Source organism: Exiguobacterium sp. JMULE1 (assembly GCF_013337175.1).
Taxonomy (GTDB): Bacteria; Bacillota; Bacilli; order Exiguobacteriales; family Exiguobacteriaceae; genus Exiguobacterium_A; species Exiguobacterium_A indicum.
This window is the reverse complement of record NZ_SGWC01000002.1, coordinates 1635217-1651800: the sequence shown is the minus strand read 5'-3', so window position 1 is coordinate 1651800 and position 16584 is coordinate 1635217. Positions and strand designations below refer to the sequence as shown.

The following is a 16584-nucleotide window of genomic DNA, read 5'->3' as shown; positions in this document are numbered from 1 at the left end:
ATCGCGCTCCGGTCTTTTGTGTTGAACGATTGTATTTTACGAAGTGACGTGTTGCGTCAGACTGCGAATCTGCTTTGCTGCTTGTTTATAAGGAGTCAGCGTCTCTTGTGCCTGTAACGTCGCTCGTTCACTCTCAAGTTGCTCGAGTGTTTGGCGTAATAGGTGCTCTGAAACGGCTGTCAAAGAAGTGTCCAGATGTGCCGACGAGACTGCAAGCAAGCGTTCTTCTTGAGTGGCAGTATACGCGAGTGCTTCTTGTTTAGTTAATGTCGCAAGCTCCTCCTTCAACTGCTCCTTCTCATTTTTCTCAAAGAAGGCTTTCGCATTCCGGAAGTGGCGTTTGACGCCGACATAAGGCGTTGCATCTTCGAATGGACCATCGAACGTCATTTCGTTTAATCGAGAGACCGTGACAGGTGCGAGTTGGAAGGATTCGTTCCATTGCTCTAGCAACTGTTGCTCCTCTTGTTGACGCCGGATCAAGGACGCTTCGAGCCATTGATCGACACGGAAATGCGTGACACGGAGCTCTTGTTCAAAATCGAACCGAAGGAACGTCAACAGTTCCGTCAATGCATCCTGTAATGCCGCTCCTTTGCCAGTTTGAGCAAAACGAACAGGATTATAGGCTTCCTTGAAAAAGTCGGAGAAACGGTAATAAATGCGTTGTACGACATGGTGCAACAGCTCATGGATCTCTGCTTTGAGTGCAGGTTCGATCAAAGCGGCGCGATTGTCTTCGAAACGATCCGTGACCTGCTGTTCTAAAGCAGACAGCTCAGCCAACCGTTCTTCTTTTCGCAACAGATTCGCTTCAGTCGCAGCGATAAATCGTTCGAGTCGCTGGACGGTCTTTTCCGTCTGCTCAGACAACGATACTTTGGCGAGACCGGTCAGATCCTCCGCTAGGAAGTGATGGAATGCCTCCTCGAATTCAGGTAGACCGGAAGTTGAATCCGATCGCTCTTGTTGCTTTTCCGTGAGTCCTTGTAAGCTCGAGACTCCATACAGTCGAGGCGATCGAATCCCGAAGCGTTGCAATTCCGTCGCGACATAGTTCAAGACATCTTGACGTTCGCTATCTGATGCAGCGAGATCAATCGCGTTGACGAGGAAGAACATCTTATCGAGTTCGAATGCGTCTTTGACACGACCGAGTTGAATCAAGAATTCACGGTCAGCGCGGGCGAAGGCATGATTGAAGTACGTGACGAATAAGATCGCATCCGCGTTCTTGATGTAATCAAAAGCGACATCAGTATGACGGGCATTGATTGAATCTGCTCCCGGTGTATCGACGAGCGTCACGCCGAGACGTGTTAATGGGCTATCGTAATAGAAATCGATGACATCTACGAAACAGCTTCGTTCTTCCTGCGCGACATACTGTTTAAAAGCGTCTTGATCGACCGTCTGGATGGTACCGATGAAGGATTGGACGGCAGGGAATCCTTTCAAGAAAGCACGCAAGAACGGGTCCGTCAGTGACGCGGTACGTGGTAAGAGCGTATCGTATGCCTGTTTCGTTGACTCGAATGTCATCGTTCCGACCATTGCTTCATTTAAGTCCTCAAGCATCGCTGCTTCCGACTTGAACGTGACTTCTGCCACGCCGTGCGGGTGTGCAGCGTCAACAGGGTGAATCCGGTTGATCGATGCGGTCGTCGGATTCGGAGAGACCGGGAGGACCTTGTCTCCGAGTAAGGCATTGCAAAACGACGATTTCCCAGCACTGAAGGCACCGAATAAGGCAATCGTGAACGATTGATGTGTCAGTCGGTCCAATTTGTCATTCAAATAAGCGACGGCATCTTCAAAACCTTGAAGACCATTTAGATGCTGACGGATTTGAGCGACGTCTTCCGGTGCATAACGGACGGCTTGTTGCTCACTGATCGTCGTCGCAACTTCAAACGCAGTAGTTTCTGTCACCGATTCATACCCGGTAAAGGAAACGATCGCCGCTTCTTGCTGAATCAATTGCTCCTCCCAAACTGAGACTTGCGTCCGAGCCTGTTTGAGTTGTTGATCGGATGGACTCGCAACGCCATGCTCATATCGCTCGAGTGCTACGGTAGCCTGTTGCCATGCTTGAACGCTATTCCATTTATGCTGTAGTGACGTCTGTTGTTGCAATAGTTCAGCTTGTTCTTTCGGGAAAGTTGCCGTCAACTCTTGACGAACAAGCTCACGCCACGCGTTCGTTTCCTTGACGAACCACGCTTGTGTCTGTTCGGCGACACGATTCGTGAACTGGAGCACTGATTCACCTGTGATCGTAATACCGGTTGGCAAGGCACTTTCGAGTACGGAAAGCGGTGGGTCAAGTGAGAGCTGATCGATTGCGACGATGTGCGTATCCTGTAGGAGACCAAGGTCACGTAACGATTGTTTCATCAAGTTACGTAAATGAAGCGAAATTTCAGAAGCGGTCACTGTCTGATAGGCACGGAGCACGTCTTGTGCGATCTCTGCTTGAGCCGCTTCCGTTTTTTTCGCGCTACGGAATAATCCAATCTTGAAATCACGCTGACGTGACTCGAGGAAGCGGCGCATCTTCTCGCGTAATTCAAACGGCATCAATGTCGCATTTTTCAAAAGTTGATCCCGATGAAGCGAAAACGTCTGTACCCAGCGGTCCGGTTGACGTGCTTCTAACTGTTGCGAGACACGCGCTAATTCGGTTTCGATTTTCGCCGGATCCCGTTGTTCAGTGTCATTCAATTGCTCAGCCATCGTCTCGTAGGTTTCTGAGACGAGACGTGTGAGATAACGTGTATGCTCCTGGTGAAGACTTTCAAGTGTCAGAGCGGCAGAAGTCAACAACTTCGGTTGAGCGTCGCGAATGCTTTGTTTGACGAGTTGTTCGACTTCCGTGAAATCGTTATGCGGATGGGCTGGGTCCCGTAGGCTCGTAAAGAAAATACCTTTCGGTACGACACCGTGTTCGGCGAAGGACGCATGAACCGAACGACGGAAGGCGTCGAATGATAGTTCATCGTCACGATGTTTATCGATTTGATTGACGATTAAATATAATTCCGGCACGGCAGCTTGTAATTCATCCGTCACCATGAAGTTCAATTCGGATTGAACATGATTGTAATCCATGACGTAAAACAAGATGTCAGCCAAGTGAAGGGAAGACTCCGTTGAGACCCGGTGGGCATCATCGACCGAGTCGACGCCTGGCGTATCCATCAAGACGAGACCAGGAGGCAGCGCGGACGCGGCATGCGTCAAATCGATTTGTCGGACATCACCACTTTTCCCAAGCGATTGAAGATGCTCCTCTTGCTCTGCTGCTGTCAGACGAACAGAGGGCTGTTCATGAAAGTGAACGATTGCTGAATCCGTCTCACCTTGCTGAAGTGTCACGATGTTCGCACTCGTCGGAATCGGACTCGTCGGTAAGACCGATTCACCCGTCAAGGCGTTGATCATGCTCGATTTTCCAGCTGAAAAGTGACCGGCAAACGCAATCGTGAACTCTCGTTTTAATAGTTTGCTAGCGAATTTATCTAGTTTATCTAAACGGAGTTGATCCGTTGAAGGTTGAATCAATGTGGCGAGTGAAGCCGTCGCCTCGAGTTGGTTCGATAATCGTTCCTCAAATGAGCGCATGCGATGAAACCCCTTTCTTTCAGTCATCGTCCAGTGTATCACGATTTTTTCCATTTCGTCATCCTTCTGTAAACGTCAAAAAACGATTCGCCAAGGAAGAGGCGAATCGTTTTGATTGGCATTAAGAGGACGGAACGATTTCGTCCGCACGTGTCGATTCTTGTTCCGTCGAATGAATCCGGCGCAACAAGTGTAATTTGAAGAGATACATCACGAGCAGGTGAACGTTCGCCTGTGTTGCCTTGTAGAGTATCCACGGTAGCGTAGGGACGAATTCATGGATGGCGATGATACATTCCTGCGTACCGGGAATTTGCCGGAATTCAATCCGACCACGGCTGTCTTGCTCGACTTTTGCGAACAATCCGCCGGTAATCCGGTACGTCGCCATGTGTCGATCGTGAACCGGTTCCTTCGTCAATTCCAGCAGCGGTTGTTCGTAAAACGGAATGTGGATCCGAACGACTTGATCTTGCACGGTTGACGATAGGAAAGGGCGAGCAAATGATGACAACCAGTTCATATAATCTTCAGCTGCCCAGTCGGCATCGCGATCCTTTGGCAAAAGAACACGTTGTACCGATCGGACGTCAAGGACGTCTGGTGTCGAAGACGACGAGGAAGAAGATCCTTTTTGTTCCTCCTCCTCTTTTAACGCATCTCGGACTGATTGTTCGAATGTGATTTTGCCGTCACTGATGCCGGGAACCATTTTTTCTGGATCCGCAACCATCTCATGGACCATGCTTTCAACGAGTGGATAGACGGTTTCTTTTGGTTCTCCGGACACGAGTGTCACCCAAAGGCGGGATAATTTAACGGTCAATAAAGGAATATCGATCGTCGGTTGTCGTTTACCCATGATGTCGGCTGTTTTAAGGATCATCTCTTTGTAGGTCATCGCTTCTGGACCACCGATATCGATGGCCCGGTCTTTGACATCATCGCGATCGACACTTTCACCAAGAGCATGAATGACGTCGGGTAAGGCGACAGGATGTGTCTTGTTACGTGTCCATCGTGGGAGTGCCATGACGGGTAAGCGTTTGACGAGTTTCGATAATATTGGGAACGATGAACCTTTAGGACCAACGATTAACGCAGCACGGATCGTCGTCACCGGTGTTCCGTACGCACCGAGAACGCGTTCGACTTCAAGTCGACTCTTTAAGTGACGCGATAGATTTTCTGTTTCCTCGGGGATGATACCACTTAAGTAGATGATTTGCCGGATGCCGTTTTCTTTTGCGGCACGGGCGAAGTTATCGGCTAACAATAAGTCCATATTCTCAAACGATCCTTGTGTCAATTTAGCAGATGGCATCATCGAATGGACGAGGTAGACAGCGATGTCCGCTCCTTTCATACCAGCGATCGTATCGTCTAGAGAAAAGAGGTCGCACGATCGCCATTCGACGTGTTCCTCATTATCCTTGTCGTCACCATTTCGTGAAAGGGCGATGACGTCATATTTTTTCTTTAGTTCGTTCAGTAAATTGTGACCAATGTATCCGGTGGCTCCGGCTAAAGCTAGGCGCGTTGGCATGGATGTAAACTCCTCTCTTATATCTGTTGTAATGTACCCCCAATCGAGTCGGTTCAATCGCAAGAGGATATGCTGAGACGATTCAGTTGAATGGAATAGGGAATAGTAACATATGGAAAAGAACCAACAGGAAGTATGAAAACAAAGGGGGCTTCAACCATGCAGACGATACAATTCATGCAAGAGGGACATGAACGACGATTCGATCTGTTGTGGAGACGATTAAAGCCGAAACAACGAGAAGATGCAGCGATGGTCTCGATGCTGTACCTTGCGACAGGACAGCCACAAGTGCTCGAACGGTTCTCGGATTACTTCTTTCCGGATAGCGGTGAGTTTTTTGATCGTGAATTTCTAGCTGAACCCTATCCGAGTCCAGCGTTAGAAGCGATCATTCACTTGATCGTCCAATTGTATAATGGACGAACGACGATCACAATCATCGAGCTGATTGAACGATTGGATGAGCAACAGATGTCGCTCGTACTCGAAGCGATTAAATTGCGGGCATACGGATGTCAGATGTTACAAAAAGGTGCGAAATCGTAATGCCACTCGTATGAATCCGATTGATGAAGAAACTCCTCTTCATCAATCGGATTTTTTGTGAGGGAAGAAAAGTTGTAAGTTCAAGAATCGGTAAGAAGATGTTCGTGAATCAGAGTTCATTAAAATAAATCGCCATGAAAATAAAAGCTAAGTTTATTCACGAAGAACTAATTGAGATGGGCGGCGACTGGAAATAAGATGAAAGTATCAGTAAAAGGTGGTCTAACTATGGAAGGAGTGACATCATGCAGCTCAAAGAATCGATCTACTTTCACTCACCGATTTTCATCCAAAACTTGTTGACGACTTTACAAGGACGTCGCCTGTTCCATGAACGATACGGTCCCGCCTATCAGCAACGTTTACAAGAACTGAAACAGAAGTTAGGACGACCGCATGACGTTCGAGCAGAACAATTGCATCGATTAAACGACTTCCTTTCTTTTTGCCAAACACGTAGTCCATACTATCAGCAATTGTTTTCTACCATCGCACTAGAGCTCCCGCTAAAATCGATTGATGAGCTAAAACAGATTCCCCCTTTGACGAAAGAAATCTTACGGCAACAAAATGAGGACGTCCATGCGCACGTCCATGCCCCGATTCTCGGAAAAACGGGCGGTACGACCGGTAAATCGATTCAAGTGCATTATACAAAGGAAGACATGCAAATCCGGATGGCACATCTTGACTTCTTCAAGTGGACCCATGGAGTCGATCAAGGGATGCGCCGTGCAAGTTTTACCGGTCAAACGCTTGCTTCCCCGCAACAAAAGGCACCGGTTTATTGGCGGACGAATAAAGTCATCAATCAGATGTTGTTCTCGATCAAAAACATCAATCCGAAAACCGCCGCTGCATACATCGAACAACTGAATCGGTTTCAGCCGGAATCGATTGATGGTTTGCCTTCAGGAATGATCGAAGTCGCACGATATGCTAAAAAATATGGGATGACCTGTACGTTTCGTCCCAAAGCAATCTTCCCGACGGCTGAGATGATGACGGCAGAAGAACGAACGCTCGTCGAAGAAATCTTCCATGCGCCGATCTATGATCAGTATGCGTCGTCAGAAGGGGCACCGATCGTCGCCGAATGTCCGTATGGGAAAAAACATTTACATTATGAGATGGGAATCATTGAACGCGATGAGGACGGCGAAATCCTTGTGACGAGCTTCGATACGCATGGTACACCACTTGTCCGTTACCGCGTTGGCGATCGCATGACGCTTAGTCAGGAAACGTGTCCTTGTGGTCATCAAGGTCCGATCATCGCTTCGATCGACGGACGGGGGAGAAGCTTCATTCAACTCAGAAACGGGCACCGTGTCTTTGAAGGCGAACTTGCGGGAATCGTTCGAGCGTTCCCGAACTGTATCGAACGCGTGCAATACATTCAAGAGTCGCGGGATGAGATTGTTTTATTATATGTTCCGGATGAACGATGCTTCGAGAAAGAACATGAGAAGAAACTCTTTTTCGTTCTGGACCGACTGTTTGACGGACAATTGAATGTCGTCATGCGCGCGGTACCCGAAATTCCGAAAGAAATCAGTGGAAAAACGTTACTGATTAAACAACAGTATGCATGACACACGAAAAGGCGAGATCACCGATGATCTCGCTTTTTCATATGTCCTGAAACCGTCAGTCGCGTGGCCGCACCGGAATCCAGATGGCAGATTGATAATCGGCGGCAGACGGATCGCCTGCCGAATAAACTTCGAGTTCAGCGTGAGGGAGAGGATCATATCCATGCGATGGGATCCACTCTTGATAGATACGCTGCCACATCTCTTGAATGGCATGCGGCATCGGACCAACGACCGGAAACGTCGCCCAAAGACTCGCCGGAATCGTCATCGTTTCCTGACCGGGCAGAACTTCCGTTGTCGTCGTCGCGATCCAATAATCCATCGATGCTTCGGTGAAATTGGAGCAGACACCAATCACACCTTCAATCTGACCGTCATTTTGTTTAAACAAGGTAGCATCTTGACCGGAATGATTCACATCATTCCAAAACAACGGAATCAGTTGTTGTTGGGCACCATCTTGCGTCGGGAAATGTTTTCGCCATCCTGAAATTTGTAAAGCCGGTCGTTCGATGAGTTGGTAATCCATTTGCTCCAGTCCCTTCAAGGTCACCTGAATGCTCAGGCGGTTATAGGCGTGAATCGGACGTCGCTCGCTTCGCATCAACGTTGGCGAACAACCATGCTGACGTTTGAAAGCTTTTGTGAAAGCTTCCGGCGTCTCATAACCAAAACGTAAGGCGAGATCGATGATTTTTTCGTCCGTCTGTGTCAATTGTTGGGCAGCGAGCGTCAGACGTCGCCCGCGGATGTATTCCGGTAACGTCATCATCGCAAGTAACGAAAACGTCCGTTGTAAAGGATACGTTTGCATCTGCGCCACCCTTGTCAAAACGTTGAGATCGAGCGAATCTTCTAAATGATCTTCGATATAGTCAATGACGCGTTGAATTGATTCGAGCCACATCTTGTCACCTCCTTGTTTTTAGTATAATAGAGCGATGATCGTTGGACCTGTCCAAGGCGATAGTAATTTGTCAGGATGCATGTTCCCTTATTTTTGTCATATTCTTGTCAGGTACATAGGCTATCGTAGAGACATCGAAACCGTTACTTCCCTTGCGAAAGGACGTGATGACATGGGTATCAAAGAGCAGATCTACAATCGCTCTCCTCTATTTCTCCAGCACCTCTTCACAACCCTCTATGGGTATCAATTGCATCGCGAACGTTATGGACCGGCCTATCAAGAACGGTTCCGGATGCTCCTCGAACGAGAACATACGACGATCGACGTCAAAGCGGAACAACTTGATCGTTTAAATGACTTTCTTCACTTCTGTACGGAACACAGTCCCTATTACCGTCAGCTCTTCACTTCACATGGCATTCGCCTACCGTTAACGGACTTATCCGAACTAAAACATATTCCTGTACTATCAAAAGAAATATTACGAACGCACATGGAGAACATTCAAACAGATGTCGCTGCGCCAATCATAGGGAAAACGGGCGGAACGACAGGCACGTCACTGCAAGTACGATATACGATACCGGATATGCAAATTCGCATGGCCCATCTGGATTATTTCAAGGCGACCCACGGTGTCTACCGTGGCATGCGACGAATCAGCTTTACGGCACAGGATCTCGTACCCGAGCGTCAACAGGTGGACGTCTATTGGCGAATGAATCGAGCGGCGAATCAGCTCTTGTTCACGGTGAAACGATTATCCCCACGGACGATGGCAGCGTATCTTGAAGCTATCGAACGTTTTCAACCAGAAACGATCGATGGTCTTCCGTCAGCGATGATTGAGCTCGCCCGGTTCGCGAAGCGAGAAGGGATCCGCTTGACGTGTCAACCGATTGCGATTTTTCCGACGGCTGAACGCATCGATGCGGAAGAGCGCCAAGTCATCGAAGAAGTGTTTCACGGAACAGTCTTTGATCAATATGCATCGTCTGAAGGGGCACCAATCGTTTCGGAATGCCGGTTTGGTCAAAAACATCTGCATCATGAGATGGGAATCATCAAACTCGATACAGACGGGGAGATTCTCGTGACGAGTTTTGATACACACGGCACTCCCCTCATTCGCTACCGGGTCGGAGATCGGATGACGCTCAGTCAGCGCACCTGTTCCTGTGGTCACCCGGGACCAATCATCGAATCGATTGATGGCAGGGGGCGGGCATTCATTCAAAAACCGGATGGGCAAAAGATTTTTGAAGCGCAACTGGCGAGTCTCGTCAAACATTTGCCAAATAGTATCGAGCGTATTCAATATGTTCAAATGACGACAGATAGCGTATCGATCTACTACGTTCCGGACGCAGAGCGGTTCAGTCAATCAGACGAACGACTTCTGATGGAACGGCTATACCGTTTGTTCGGTCGTGATATCCATCTCGATGTGCAAGCCGTTTCTTATATCGATGCAGAGGAAAGCGGGAAAATTTTACTCGTTAAATCAAATTTAACAGGGTAAAAAAAGGGGCTGACTCAAAAATCAGTCTCTACAAAGATAAGGGTGGCAGAATGATGATCTGCCATCCTTATCTCGTAACAAAAAGAATGACACGTCACACGCCACTCCTACAGGAACAAGCGCATTTATGCGCTGTCAGAGACAAACAAGACCCGCTTTTCTGCTTGAATGAAGCAGGAAAACTGGCTTGTGTCTCGCCTGAGGAAAAGGCGTGAAAAGACGCGTCATTCTTTTTTGAGTCAGCCCATTTTAATTACTTTTCACCATACCTCGTGTAAAAGTACAAAACATCTCTGCTGTTGGTATTTCTAAAGAGACACCACGTTAAAAGTGTTAAAGTGCCTCATTGATTCAAATTGTTTTTGATATCTCTTACCTTTTTTAAAAGCCATTTTTTATTTTCTTTGTCTTTTACGATGATAAAATCTTCTGTTCCTTTAACAGAATAGATGGTGGACCCGACTGAAAAAAGATTCGATTGACTGTTCGCTTGGGGCATTTCATATGCTTTTGTTTTCTTTAGTATCGTGCTAATTTTTTCCCCTTGTTGCTTAGATGCATCCAATTCTGCTTCTGTTCCGTTATACTCTTTGTTATTCACAATGACGATCATGGCATAACTAGCTTCGTCCTCTGTACCGGTTTGACTGCATCCGAATAAAAATCCAATGAACACAATGACAAATATCTTTTTCATCGGAACCTCCTTATATGAGCATTTGTTGAATAGTAACTTAAATTCATGATAGGTAAAAGTCGCTTCCTTTACCAAGTATAAGGTAAAATCAGGAAAAGGAGGGGGATAGATGAAACCTCAGATTTTACTGCTAGGCATGTTCCATCTCGATCGCCCGGCCAATGGAGATCTGATTCGTCCGTCGATATTTGATGTCAGATCAGAACGACGGCAACGAGAAATCCAAGAAGTCGTTGCTCGATTGAACGCATTTCGACCGACAGGCGTTGCTCTTGAGACGGTAGCCGAACGCATGAGTGATTTGCAACATACATATGAAACCTATCAATCCGAGAGCGACTTAACCGATAATGAACGGCAACAAATTGGTTTTCGCTTAGCCCGGATGGCGGGAGTATCACATCTCCATGGGGTCGATTGGAACGAAGTCGTACCTGGCGTACCGGATTTAGGAATCGTCCGTTCACATCATCCGGAAGCTTTTGAGACGATCGTCGCGGCTGAGATGAAGCGGACAGAACAGTTAGAGCACGCGATGGAGCAGTTATCCTTCTCCGAATGGCTCGACCGATTGCACGCTGAAGAAACGATTGTAGCGTCGGCTAGAATCTATGATCAAATCGAACGACTGGAAAGCGGGCTGATTTGGATCGAACGCTACTGGCAAGTCCGCAATCAAAAGATCACAAATCGTTTACTGCAACTCGCTCAGACGAACGAGCGAATCGTCTGTTTGTACGGTGCTGCGCACCTCCCGTTATTACGACAGTACTTGAATGAATCGAACCAAGTCGAAGTGATGACGTGGAACGATTGGAACAACGAAAAGGAGTGTATGTAAATGCTATTTCACTACCATATCTGGACACCACATTTGGAAGAAACAGAAGCCTGGTACACGGCACGCGGGTTTCACGTTTCCCAGCGCATCGGGAAGAAGGACGGAGAATTTTCTTCGTTTAATCCACCTCTGTCATGGAATGATTTTCGAGCGGATCAAATTTTATTCCGAATCATCGAAATGAAACGGGGGGCGGTCAACGTGACGATCGGATTCGGAAAAACGGTTCGCTTCGATCACATCGGATTTTTGATTCAGCCTGGTGACGTGCAAACGATTCTCGACCGCGCAGAAACGTTATCGTTCACGGTCCAAGCGAACGAGCGTCGGACGTTCTTGCAGACACCATACGGATTACGGATTGAACTGCAAATCCATGAAGATGCGATTGCGGATACTGATGGAACGACACTTGAGCGTCTCGTTCTGGCGACGCCACGCGAAGGATTAGAGGCGGATTTAGCGAAACTGTTCGATCAACCGATTTCACAAATCCAAACCGTCCGCGGAGAGAAGACCGTCTTGCAAGAAGCAGTCTTTTCCGACGTATCGCTAGTAGGTACGGATCCGAACGGTGTTCAGCTCGTCTGCTCATAATCAACGAATACTTTAATCGGGAGATCTGGTGTTTCCATTAAGCTAGCGAAGCAACTGGCGAGCTCCGAAAACGAAGTCTCGTGTTCGAACAAAGCGAGCAATGTCGCGTGACGCTCGTCTGCAAAGAGCCAGTCTGCGTGCTTGCGGTAGTCCCAGCCGTCACTCGATGCAACGATCTGAAGTTCTTTCGCGTGAAAAGCGGGCGTCAACGCCAAGGATTCCCGGTTGCCGTCCGATAAGACGCAGATTGAACCATGAGGACGGACAGCGGATTGAAGCTCGGCAAAGGCCGCTTGACGTCCGGAACATTCGATGGCGGCGTCATACATACTTGAACCCGGTGTGACAACACGTGCACCTAATTGACGCGCTAACTCCGCTCGGGACGTAAGCGGCTCGAGGATATCAATCTGACGAACGTTGACGTAATGCCGTAAGTAATGTACCGTCAGCAAACCGAGCGTACCCATTCCAGAAACTAAGACGCTTGTGTCGGGTGTCAATGTCAGCTTACGGACGCCTTTTGCCGCGTCACAGGACAGAATCAACAGTAGGGCTTCGCGCGGTGAGATATGAGCAGGAACCGGGATGACCTTCGATACAGGAACGATCGCCTGATCTTGATGACCATAGAAGCTGACGACCCGATCACCGGGCTTGACGATTTGGACGGCGTCACCAACTGCAAGCACTTCGCCGTAGCTTTCATATCCGGTCTCGAGCGGATAGTCATAGCTGGTTTCGGTCATATCTTGTTCCAGCCATTGGGGAAGTTCGGCACCAATACTGATGGCACCGGCTAAGGTGCGGACGTGGACGTCATGGATGCCAAGCGGCGGCAGTTCCCGAACAAGATAACCAGGTGTCTTCGACTCCACAAGACAGCAAATCGTTGTAGTGTTCAACATGTAAACCTCATTTCATTGTTGGATTGATGACATATGGATCAAGCATATACCACTTTACTTGTAAAATATAACAATTCGAAACCAGAAATGATGTAGAATAAGAAAGAAAAGGGGGGGAATCAAATGGAACCATTATTGATTTTGGCATTGCTCGTGTTCGCATTTTTGACGTATCGGTATAGTAAGATCCTCGTCCGAAAGGATATTTCTACCGCAAACAAACGACTCGCGATCGTCTTTTATTTGATTGCCGTCAGTGGACTTGGCGCTGTCGTTTATTTCAACGTATAAGGAGGACCACCCATGCATTCAACGACTAAACGACGAATCGGTGCGTACATCATCAACCAAGCTGTTTATTTCGGACTTTCCGCCTTCATCGAAAAAACGGTGTTACGACGTGTGAAGTCAGAAGTCGTTCACGCCGTCGTGACACAACCGACAATCAGTTTTCTAGGAGAAGTCGCGCAATTAAAACTGTTGAACGGAAAAACGATTGGTGGTCGGATTTGCGGCATCCAGGTTGAAAGCGAGAACGGATTGCCGTTGACGACAGAACAAATTGTCCGCCGAACAGTCTATCGTGATACGGTCTCGCTATTTAAGATTCGACCGTATTGGAAACCGTTTCTTGAGAACGGACACCGATTACCGGAAGATGACTTCGCGAGAACGATCGTCCGCTTGAATCAGGAGAAGCTAAATAATGAAGCTTGATTTTCATGTTCATTGTGTCCGTGCCTCTCAACCTACAGGAGCCATTCTGCTTTATCATGGTTGGGGCGGAACGGCTGTTTCTTATCTAGAGTTTGCGCGACAATTATCTGACGAAGGATACGATGTCTTCATCCCGGAACTTCTTCGACACGACCAGCGTGAACCGCTTGATCATCCATTTGATCCAGAAATAACGACGACCTATTTTTGGTCCGTCGTCGAACAATCGATTACGGAAGCGACAGCTATCATCGAACAATCAGGCTGGCATGTTTCAGACGTGATAGCGATCGGCGTCTCGATGGGTGGGTTCATTGCCCACGGGATCATGTCGCGTCAGCCGATTAAAGCACTCGTTGCGATCAATGGGGGCGGTGCCTATCTTGAAGCAGAACGTCAATTCCGCGTTCGTGACGGGCGACCTGCCATCAAAAAGGAGGATGTACCATGGAAGCTCGATCCAATCAGCGTGATGGATGAGCGTCCGCGATTACTCCTGCACGGCGATGCCGATGACATCATTCCACTATCGATCCAGCAGTTTTATCACGGGACAGCTGTTCAAGCAGGTATGGCGCAAACGACCGTATTAGACGTTTTTCCAGGTGTCAATCATACCGTGACCGATGCAATGATCAAGCAACTGATCACATGGCTGAAGCACGTCAAACTTCAAGGGGCGACAGATGGACTACATACGTTTTCTTCGCAGTAAGGTCGGTCAAGAAAAAGTGATGTTGAACTTTGCGGGTGGCATCGTCTTCGACGAGGAGGGGCACATTCTTCTTCAAAAACGGCGAGAGCAACAAGCATGGGGCTTTCCCGGCGGCGCACTGGAACTGGGAGAGTCGATTGTCGAAGCCGCACAGCGTGAGATTTTCGAAGAGACCGGTTTTCATGTCACGATTGAACGTTTGAGTGGTGTCTATTCGAAGTACGAAGAGATGTATCCAAACGGGGATGTCGCCCAACCGATCGTCCATTTTTTCGTTTGTCGAATCAATGGGGGGCAATTGACGATTGATTCCGATGAATCACTCGATATTGCTTTTTTTGAAAGAGACCAAATGCCAGAACTCTATAGCGATTTGCATCAAACAGCCTGGAACGATTTTTTGACGGAACTGGGTCCGGTTTTTCGATAACGCAAAAATCCCCCCTGATGTAAAAATCAGGGGGGATTTTATGTTCTCCATGTTCAGCGTTCAAAGCCGCCTTCGGAATGAATGATCTGTCCGGTCACCCAGCTACCGTCAGGACTCACGAGGAATTGGATCAATCGTGCGACGTCTTCTGGCGCACCGATTCGCCCGAACGGAAAACTAGGTTTAAGCGCTGTCCGTGTTGCTTCATCCATCCAAGTCGAGTCTGTCGGACCCGGATTGACCGCATTAACGGTGATGCCAAGCGGTGCTACGGCTGCCGCGTAAGTCTTTGTAAATGTCGACAAGGCACCTTTTGTCGTAGCGTAAGCAATCTCGTCAGGCATCGGACCGAGATCTTGTCCGGACGTCAGTTGAATGATACGACCGGACGTTAGATGTGCTTCAGCGAATCGTTTCGTGAAACGTGTCGCGAGCAACAACGGTGCCCGGAGATTGACGGCATAGTGTTGATCAAGACTGGCTGCATCAAGTGTTCGCCAATCCGTCATCGTCGAATGGGCAGCGTTGTTGATCAGGATACTTGGTGTTCCAAAGTCTTCAATGCGTGCGAATAAATCGTCAGCAGCATCTGCTTGACCTAAATCTAGCTCGATCGCAAGGACGCGGGCACCTTGATTTTCGAGTTCGGTCGTAAAACTAGCCGCCCAATCCGCTGTTGCTTTAAAATAAGTAAAGACCAGGTCATGTCCGGACGAGGCAAGCTGGCGGCAAATGGCAGCTCCGATGTCGCGTGTCTGACTGGCGCCGGTTACGATGGCAATAGGTCGAGTCATATGTATTCTCCTTTATGTAAATACATTCATAAAAACCAGATGTTTACAGAAATTAGTATAGCGTATGGAGGACTGAGAAAGAAAGCGTTATCAATATTTAACATCATGACATCACGCCTATCAAAAAGAGTGTAGTAAAGGTAAAGTGTAAGTAACACAGTAATTCGATAAACAGTACGGGAAGGATGAATCACTCATGAAAGCAATCGTCTTATTTGATGGAGAGTGTAATCTCTGTGACGCAAGCGTCCAGTTCATCTTAAAACGAGACCAAGGGTACCATGATTTTGCATCGTTACAAGGAAAGACCGGACAAGAATTCGTAAAGCGTCATCATCTCCCGGCAACGATCGACAGTGTCGTCGTAATTGAACGAGGAGTACCCTATATCAAATCGGACGCAGCGTTACGAATTGCTGGTCATTTACAGGGTGGATGGAAACTGTTGACTATTTTACGTATTTTTCCACGGTCATTCCGAGATTATGTGTATGATGTTGTCGCCAAAAATCGACATCAGTGGTTCGGTGTAAAACAACATTGTGCGCTCCCTTCATCAGAGACGCGTGCTCGATTTCATGATTGAAATAGGAAAAAACCGCCTTCATCTAAATCGCGGTTTTTTGTCGTTTAACTAAAATAAATACTATATTTTTGGTTGGGCCAGATCCGAGTGATATAAAATCAACTATTCAGCTTAATATTGGATCTTTCTTCTGATCTGAACGGTCGGATTACACTTGTTCATAAAAATGTGACTAAATAATGATAAGGCGAGTATAACTGAGCTTTGGAAATAAAAATCTCGGAAGGTGAGACGGATTCACGTGCTCCTCGCACATCGATCAAACATCGGTAAATCAACGTTTCTAGTTCTACAATAAATTCTGGATATTGATACAGCGCATCATTCATTTGCCTATGAAGATGATCTTCCATTAAGACGATACAGGGATTGGTTTCTTTCAAAGTCAATGCACTAAACACAGTTCGCTGTTGTCTGAAATCTTGATTCAAACAGCAGACGATTTGATTTAAATCACCTTCCACTTTTTTCACTTCCTAGTTCTATATTATTCATATCATTTTCATACATGTTATTAATTGTGTTCCACTATTCATCGATTCATAAACAG

17 protein-coding genes are annotated in these 16584 nt (G+C 47.5%); 10 read left to right on the top strand and 7 right to left on the bottom strand.

The window, feature by feature from the left end; all coding sequences use genetic code 11:
* Positions 1 to 36 precede the first annotated feature (36 nt).
* Together EXW93_RS09035 and EXW93_RS09030 are read right to left on the bottom strand one after the other, a co-directional pair.
* Positions 37 to 3624, bottom strand: coding sequence for a dynamin family protein (locus EXW93_RS09035; RefSeq protein ID WP_174316390.1), 3588 nt, complete (start codon positions 3622 to 3624; stop codon positions 37 to 39).
* Between the two features lie 121 nt (positions 3625 to 3745).
* On the bottom strand, positions 3746 to 5170 hold the full coding sequence (locus EXW93_RS09030) for an NAD(P)H-binding protein (RefSeq protein WP_174316389.1): 1425 nt from the start codon (positions 5168 to 5170) through the stop codon (positions 3746 to 3748).
* A gap of 159 nt (positions 5171 to 5329) precedes the next feature.
* Here EXW93_RS09030 and EXW93_RS09025 point away from each other — a divergent pair, with 159 nt between their 5' ends.
* Entirely contained in the window at positions 5330 to 5719 is a 390-nt protein-coding gene (locus EXW93_RS09025) for a hypothetical protein (protein WP_023468515.1), read from the top strand.
* A 245-nt stretch (positions 5720 to 5964) separates the two neighbouring features.
* Positions 5965 to 7314 carry a phenylacetate--CoA ligase family protein gene (locus EXW93_RS09020; protein WP_174316388.1) on the top strand — a complete coding sequence of 450 codons (1350 nt, stop codon included), beginning with the start codon at positions 5965 to 5967 and terminating at the stop codon, positions 7312 to 7314.
* 55 nt (positions 7315 to 7369) lie between these two features.
* Here EXW93_RS09020 and EXW93_RS09015 read toward each other — a convergent pair whose 3' ends face one another.
* Complete coding sequence (locus EXW93_RS09015) at positions 7370 to 8224, bottom strand: AraC family transcriptional regulator (RefSeq protein WP_035397033.1); 855 nt, start codon at positions 8222 to 8224, stop codon at positions 7370 to 7372.
* 172 nt (positions 8225 to 8396) lie between these two features.
* On the opposite strand from EXW93_RS09015, the gene EXW93_RS09010 reads away from it, so the two are divergent.
* Positions 8397 to 9749: a phenylacetate--CoA ligase family protein gene (locus tag EXW93_RS09010; RefSeq protein WP_174316387.1), complete on the top strand. Its 1353-nt coding sequence runs from the start codon at positions 8397 to 8399 to the stop codon at positions 9747 to 9749.
* 343 nt (positions 9750 to 10092) lie between these two features.
* Here EXW93_RS09010 and EXW93_RS09005 read toward each other — a convergent pair whose 3' ends face one another.
* On the bottom strand, positions 10093 to 10446 hold the full coding sequence (locus EXW93_RS09005; RefSeq protein WP_174316386.1) for a hypothetical protein: 354 nt from the start codon (positions 10444 to 10446) through the stop codon (positions 10093 to 10095).
* 109 nt (positions 10447 to 10555) lie between these two features.
* On the opposite strand from EXW93_RS09005, the gene EXW93_RS09000 reads away from it, so the two are divergent.
* Both EXW93_RS09000 and EXW93_RS08995 read left to right on the top strand, forming a co-directional pair.
* The gene (locus EXW93_RS09000) at positions 10556 to 11287 is read left to right on the top strand and encodes a DUF5694 domain-containing protein (RefSeq protein ID WP_174316385.1); all 732 of its coding nucleotides are present in this window, start codon (positions 10556 to 10558) and stop codon (positions 11285 to 11287) included.
* Positions 11288 to 11884, top strand: coding sequence for a hypothetical protein (locus EXW93_RS08995; protein ID WP_050677221.1), 597 nt, complete (start codon positions 11288 to 11290; stop codon positions 11882 to 11884).
* Here EXW93_RS08995 and EXW93_RS08990 read toward each other — a convergent pair.
* Positions 11866 to 12792: a zinc-dependent alcohol dehydrogenase gene (locus EXW93_RS08990; protein ID WP_174316384.1), complete on the bottom strand. Its 927-nt coding sequence runs from the start codon at positions 12790 to 12792 to the stop codon at positions 11866 to 11868. The two genes, EXW93_RS08995 and EXW93_RS08990, sit on opposite strands and share 19 nt — an antisense overlap.
* A gap of 123 nt (positions 12793 to 12915) precedes the next feature.
* Between EXW93_RS08990 and EXW93_RS08985 the strand changes: the two genes are divergently transcribed.
* From EXW93_RS08985 to EXW93_RS08970, 4 genes are read left to right on the top strand one after another with little or no spacing between them, the layout of a single operon-like run.
* Positions 12916 to 13083: a hypothetical protein gene (locus tag EXW93_RS08985; protein WP_174316383.1), complete on the top strand. Its 168-nt coding sequence runs from the start codon at positions 12916 to 12918 to the stop codon at positions 13081 to 13083.
* Between the two features lie 12 nt (positions 13084 to 13095).
* Complete coding sequence (locus EXW93_RS08980; RefSeq protein WP_035397041.1) at positions 13096 to 13509, top strand: RDD family protein; 414 nt, start codon at positions 13096 to 13098, stop codon at positions 13507 to 13509.
* On the top strand, positions 13499 to 14224 hold the full coding sequence (locus tag EXW93_RS08975; RefSeq protein WP_052017111.1) for an alpha/beta fold hydrolase: 726 nt from the start codon (positions 13499 to 13501) through the stop codon (positions 14222 to 14224). The genes EXW93_RS08980 and EXW93_RS08975 overlap by 11 nt, the downstream gene beginning before the upstream one ends.
* Positions 14196 to 14654: an NUDIX hydrolase gene (locus tag EXW93_RS08970; RefSeq protein ID WP_035397043.1), complete on the top strand. Its 459-nt coding sequence runs from the start codon at positions 14196 to 14198 to the stop codon at positions 14652 to 14654. The genes EXW93_RS08975 and EXW93_RS08970 overlap by 29 nt, the downstream gene beginning before the upstream one ends.
* 53 nt (positions 14655 to 14707) lie before the next feature.
* On the opposite strand, the gene EXW93_RS08965 is transcribed toward EXW93_RS08970, so the two are convergent.
* Positions 14708 to 15448, bottom strand: coding sequence for an SDR family oxidoreductase (locus EXW93_RS08965; RefSeq protein ID WP_052017112.1), 741 nt, complete (start codon positions 15446 to 15448; stop codon positions 14708 to 14710).
* 196 nt (positions 15449 to 15644) lie between these two features.
* Between EXW93_RS08965 and EXW93_RS08960 the strand changes: the two genes are divergently transcribed.
* Positions 15645 to 16034: a thiol-disulfide oxidoreductase DCC family protein gene (locus EXW93_RS08960; protein ID WP_035397048.1), complete on the top strand. Its 390-nt coding sequence runs from the start codon at positions 15645 to 15647 to the stop codon at positions 16032 to 16034.
* Positions 16035 to 16192: 158 nt separating this feature from the next.
* Here the strand turns inward: EXW93_RS08960 and EXW93_RS08955 are convergent, their stop codons facing one another.
* Complete coding sequence (locus tag EXW93_RS08955; protein ID WP_064299743.1) at positions 16193 to 16498, bottom strand: hypothetical protein; 306 nt, start codon at positions 16496 to 16498, stop codon at positions 16193 to 16195.
* Between the last annotated feature and the right edge of the window lie 86 nt (positions 16499 to 16584).

Coding starts and splice junctions, on each gene's coding strand:
- EXW93_RS09035 (WP_174316390.1), bottom strand. CDS start 3,624: ATGCGCTCATTTGAGGAACGATTATCGAACCAACTCGAGGCGACGGCT.
- EXW93_RS09030 (WP_174316389.1), bottom strand. CDS start 5,170: ATGCCAACGCGCCTAGCTTTAGCCGGAGCCACCGGATACATTGGTCAC.
- EXW93_RS09025 (WP_023468515.1), top strand. CDS start 5,330: ATGCAGACGATACAATTCATGCAAGAGGGACATGAACGACGATTCGAT.
- EXW93_RS09020 (WP_174316388.1), top strand. CDS start 5,965: ATGCAGCTCAAAGAATCGATCTACTTTCACTCACCGATTTTCATCCAA.
- EXW93_RS09015 (WP_035397033.1), bottom strand. CDS start 8,224: ATGTGGCTCGAATCAATTCAACGCGTCATTGACTATATCGAAGATCAT.
- EXW93_RS09010 (WP_174316387.1), top strand. CDS start 8,397: ATGGGTATCAAAGAGCAGATCTACAATCGCTCTCCTCTATTTCTCCAG.
- EXW93_RS09005 (WP_174316386.1), bottom strand. CDS start 10,446: ATGAAAAAGATATTTGTCATTGTGTTCATTGGATTTTTATTCGGATGC.
- EXW93_RS09000 (WP_174316385.1), top strand. CDS start 10,556: ATGAAACCTCAGATTTTACTGCTAGGCATGTTCCATCTCGATCGCCCG.
- EXW93_RS08995 (WP_050677221.1), top strand. CDS start 11,288: ATGCTATTTCACTACCATATCTGGACACCACATTTGGAAGAAACAGAA.
- EXW93_RS08990 (WP_174316384.1), bottom strand. CDS start 12,792: ATGTTGAACACTACAACGATTTGCTGTCTTGTGGAGTCGAAGACACCT.
- EXW93_RS08985 (WP_174316383.1), top strand. CDS start 12,916: ATGGAACCATTATTGATTTTGGCATTGCTCGTGTTCGCATTTTTGACG.
- EXW93_RS08980 (WP_035397041.1), top strand. CDS start 13,096: ATGCATTCAACGACTAAACGACGAATCGGTGCGTACATCATCAACCAA.
- EXW93_RS08975 (WP_052017111.1), top strand. CDS start 13,499: ATGAAGCTTGATTTTCATGTTCATTGTGTCCGTGCCTCTCAACCTACA.
- EXW93_RS08970 (WP_035397043.1), top strand. CDS start 14,196: ATGGACTACATACGTTTTCTTCGCAGTAAGGTCGGTCAAGAAAAAGTG.
- EXW93_RS08965 (WP_052017112.1), bottom strand. CDS start 15,448: ATGACTCGACCTATTGCCATCGTAACCGGCGCCAGTCAGACACGCGAC.
- EXW93_RS08960 (WP_035397048.1), top strand. CDS start 15,645: ATGAAAGCAATCGTCTTATTTGATGGAGAGTGTAATCTCTGTGACGCA.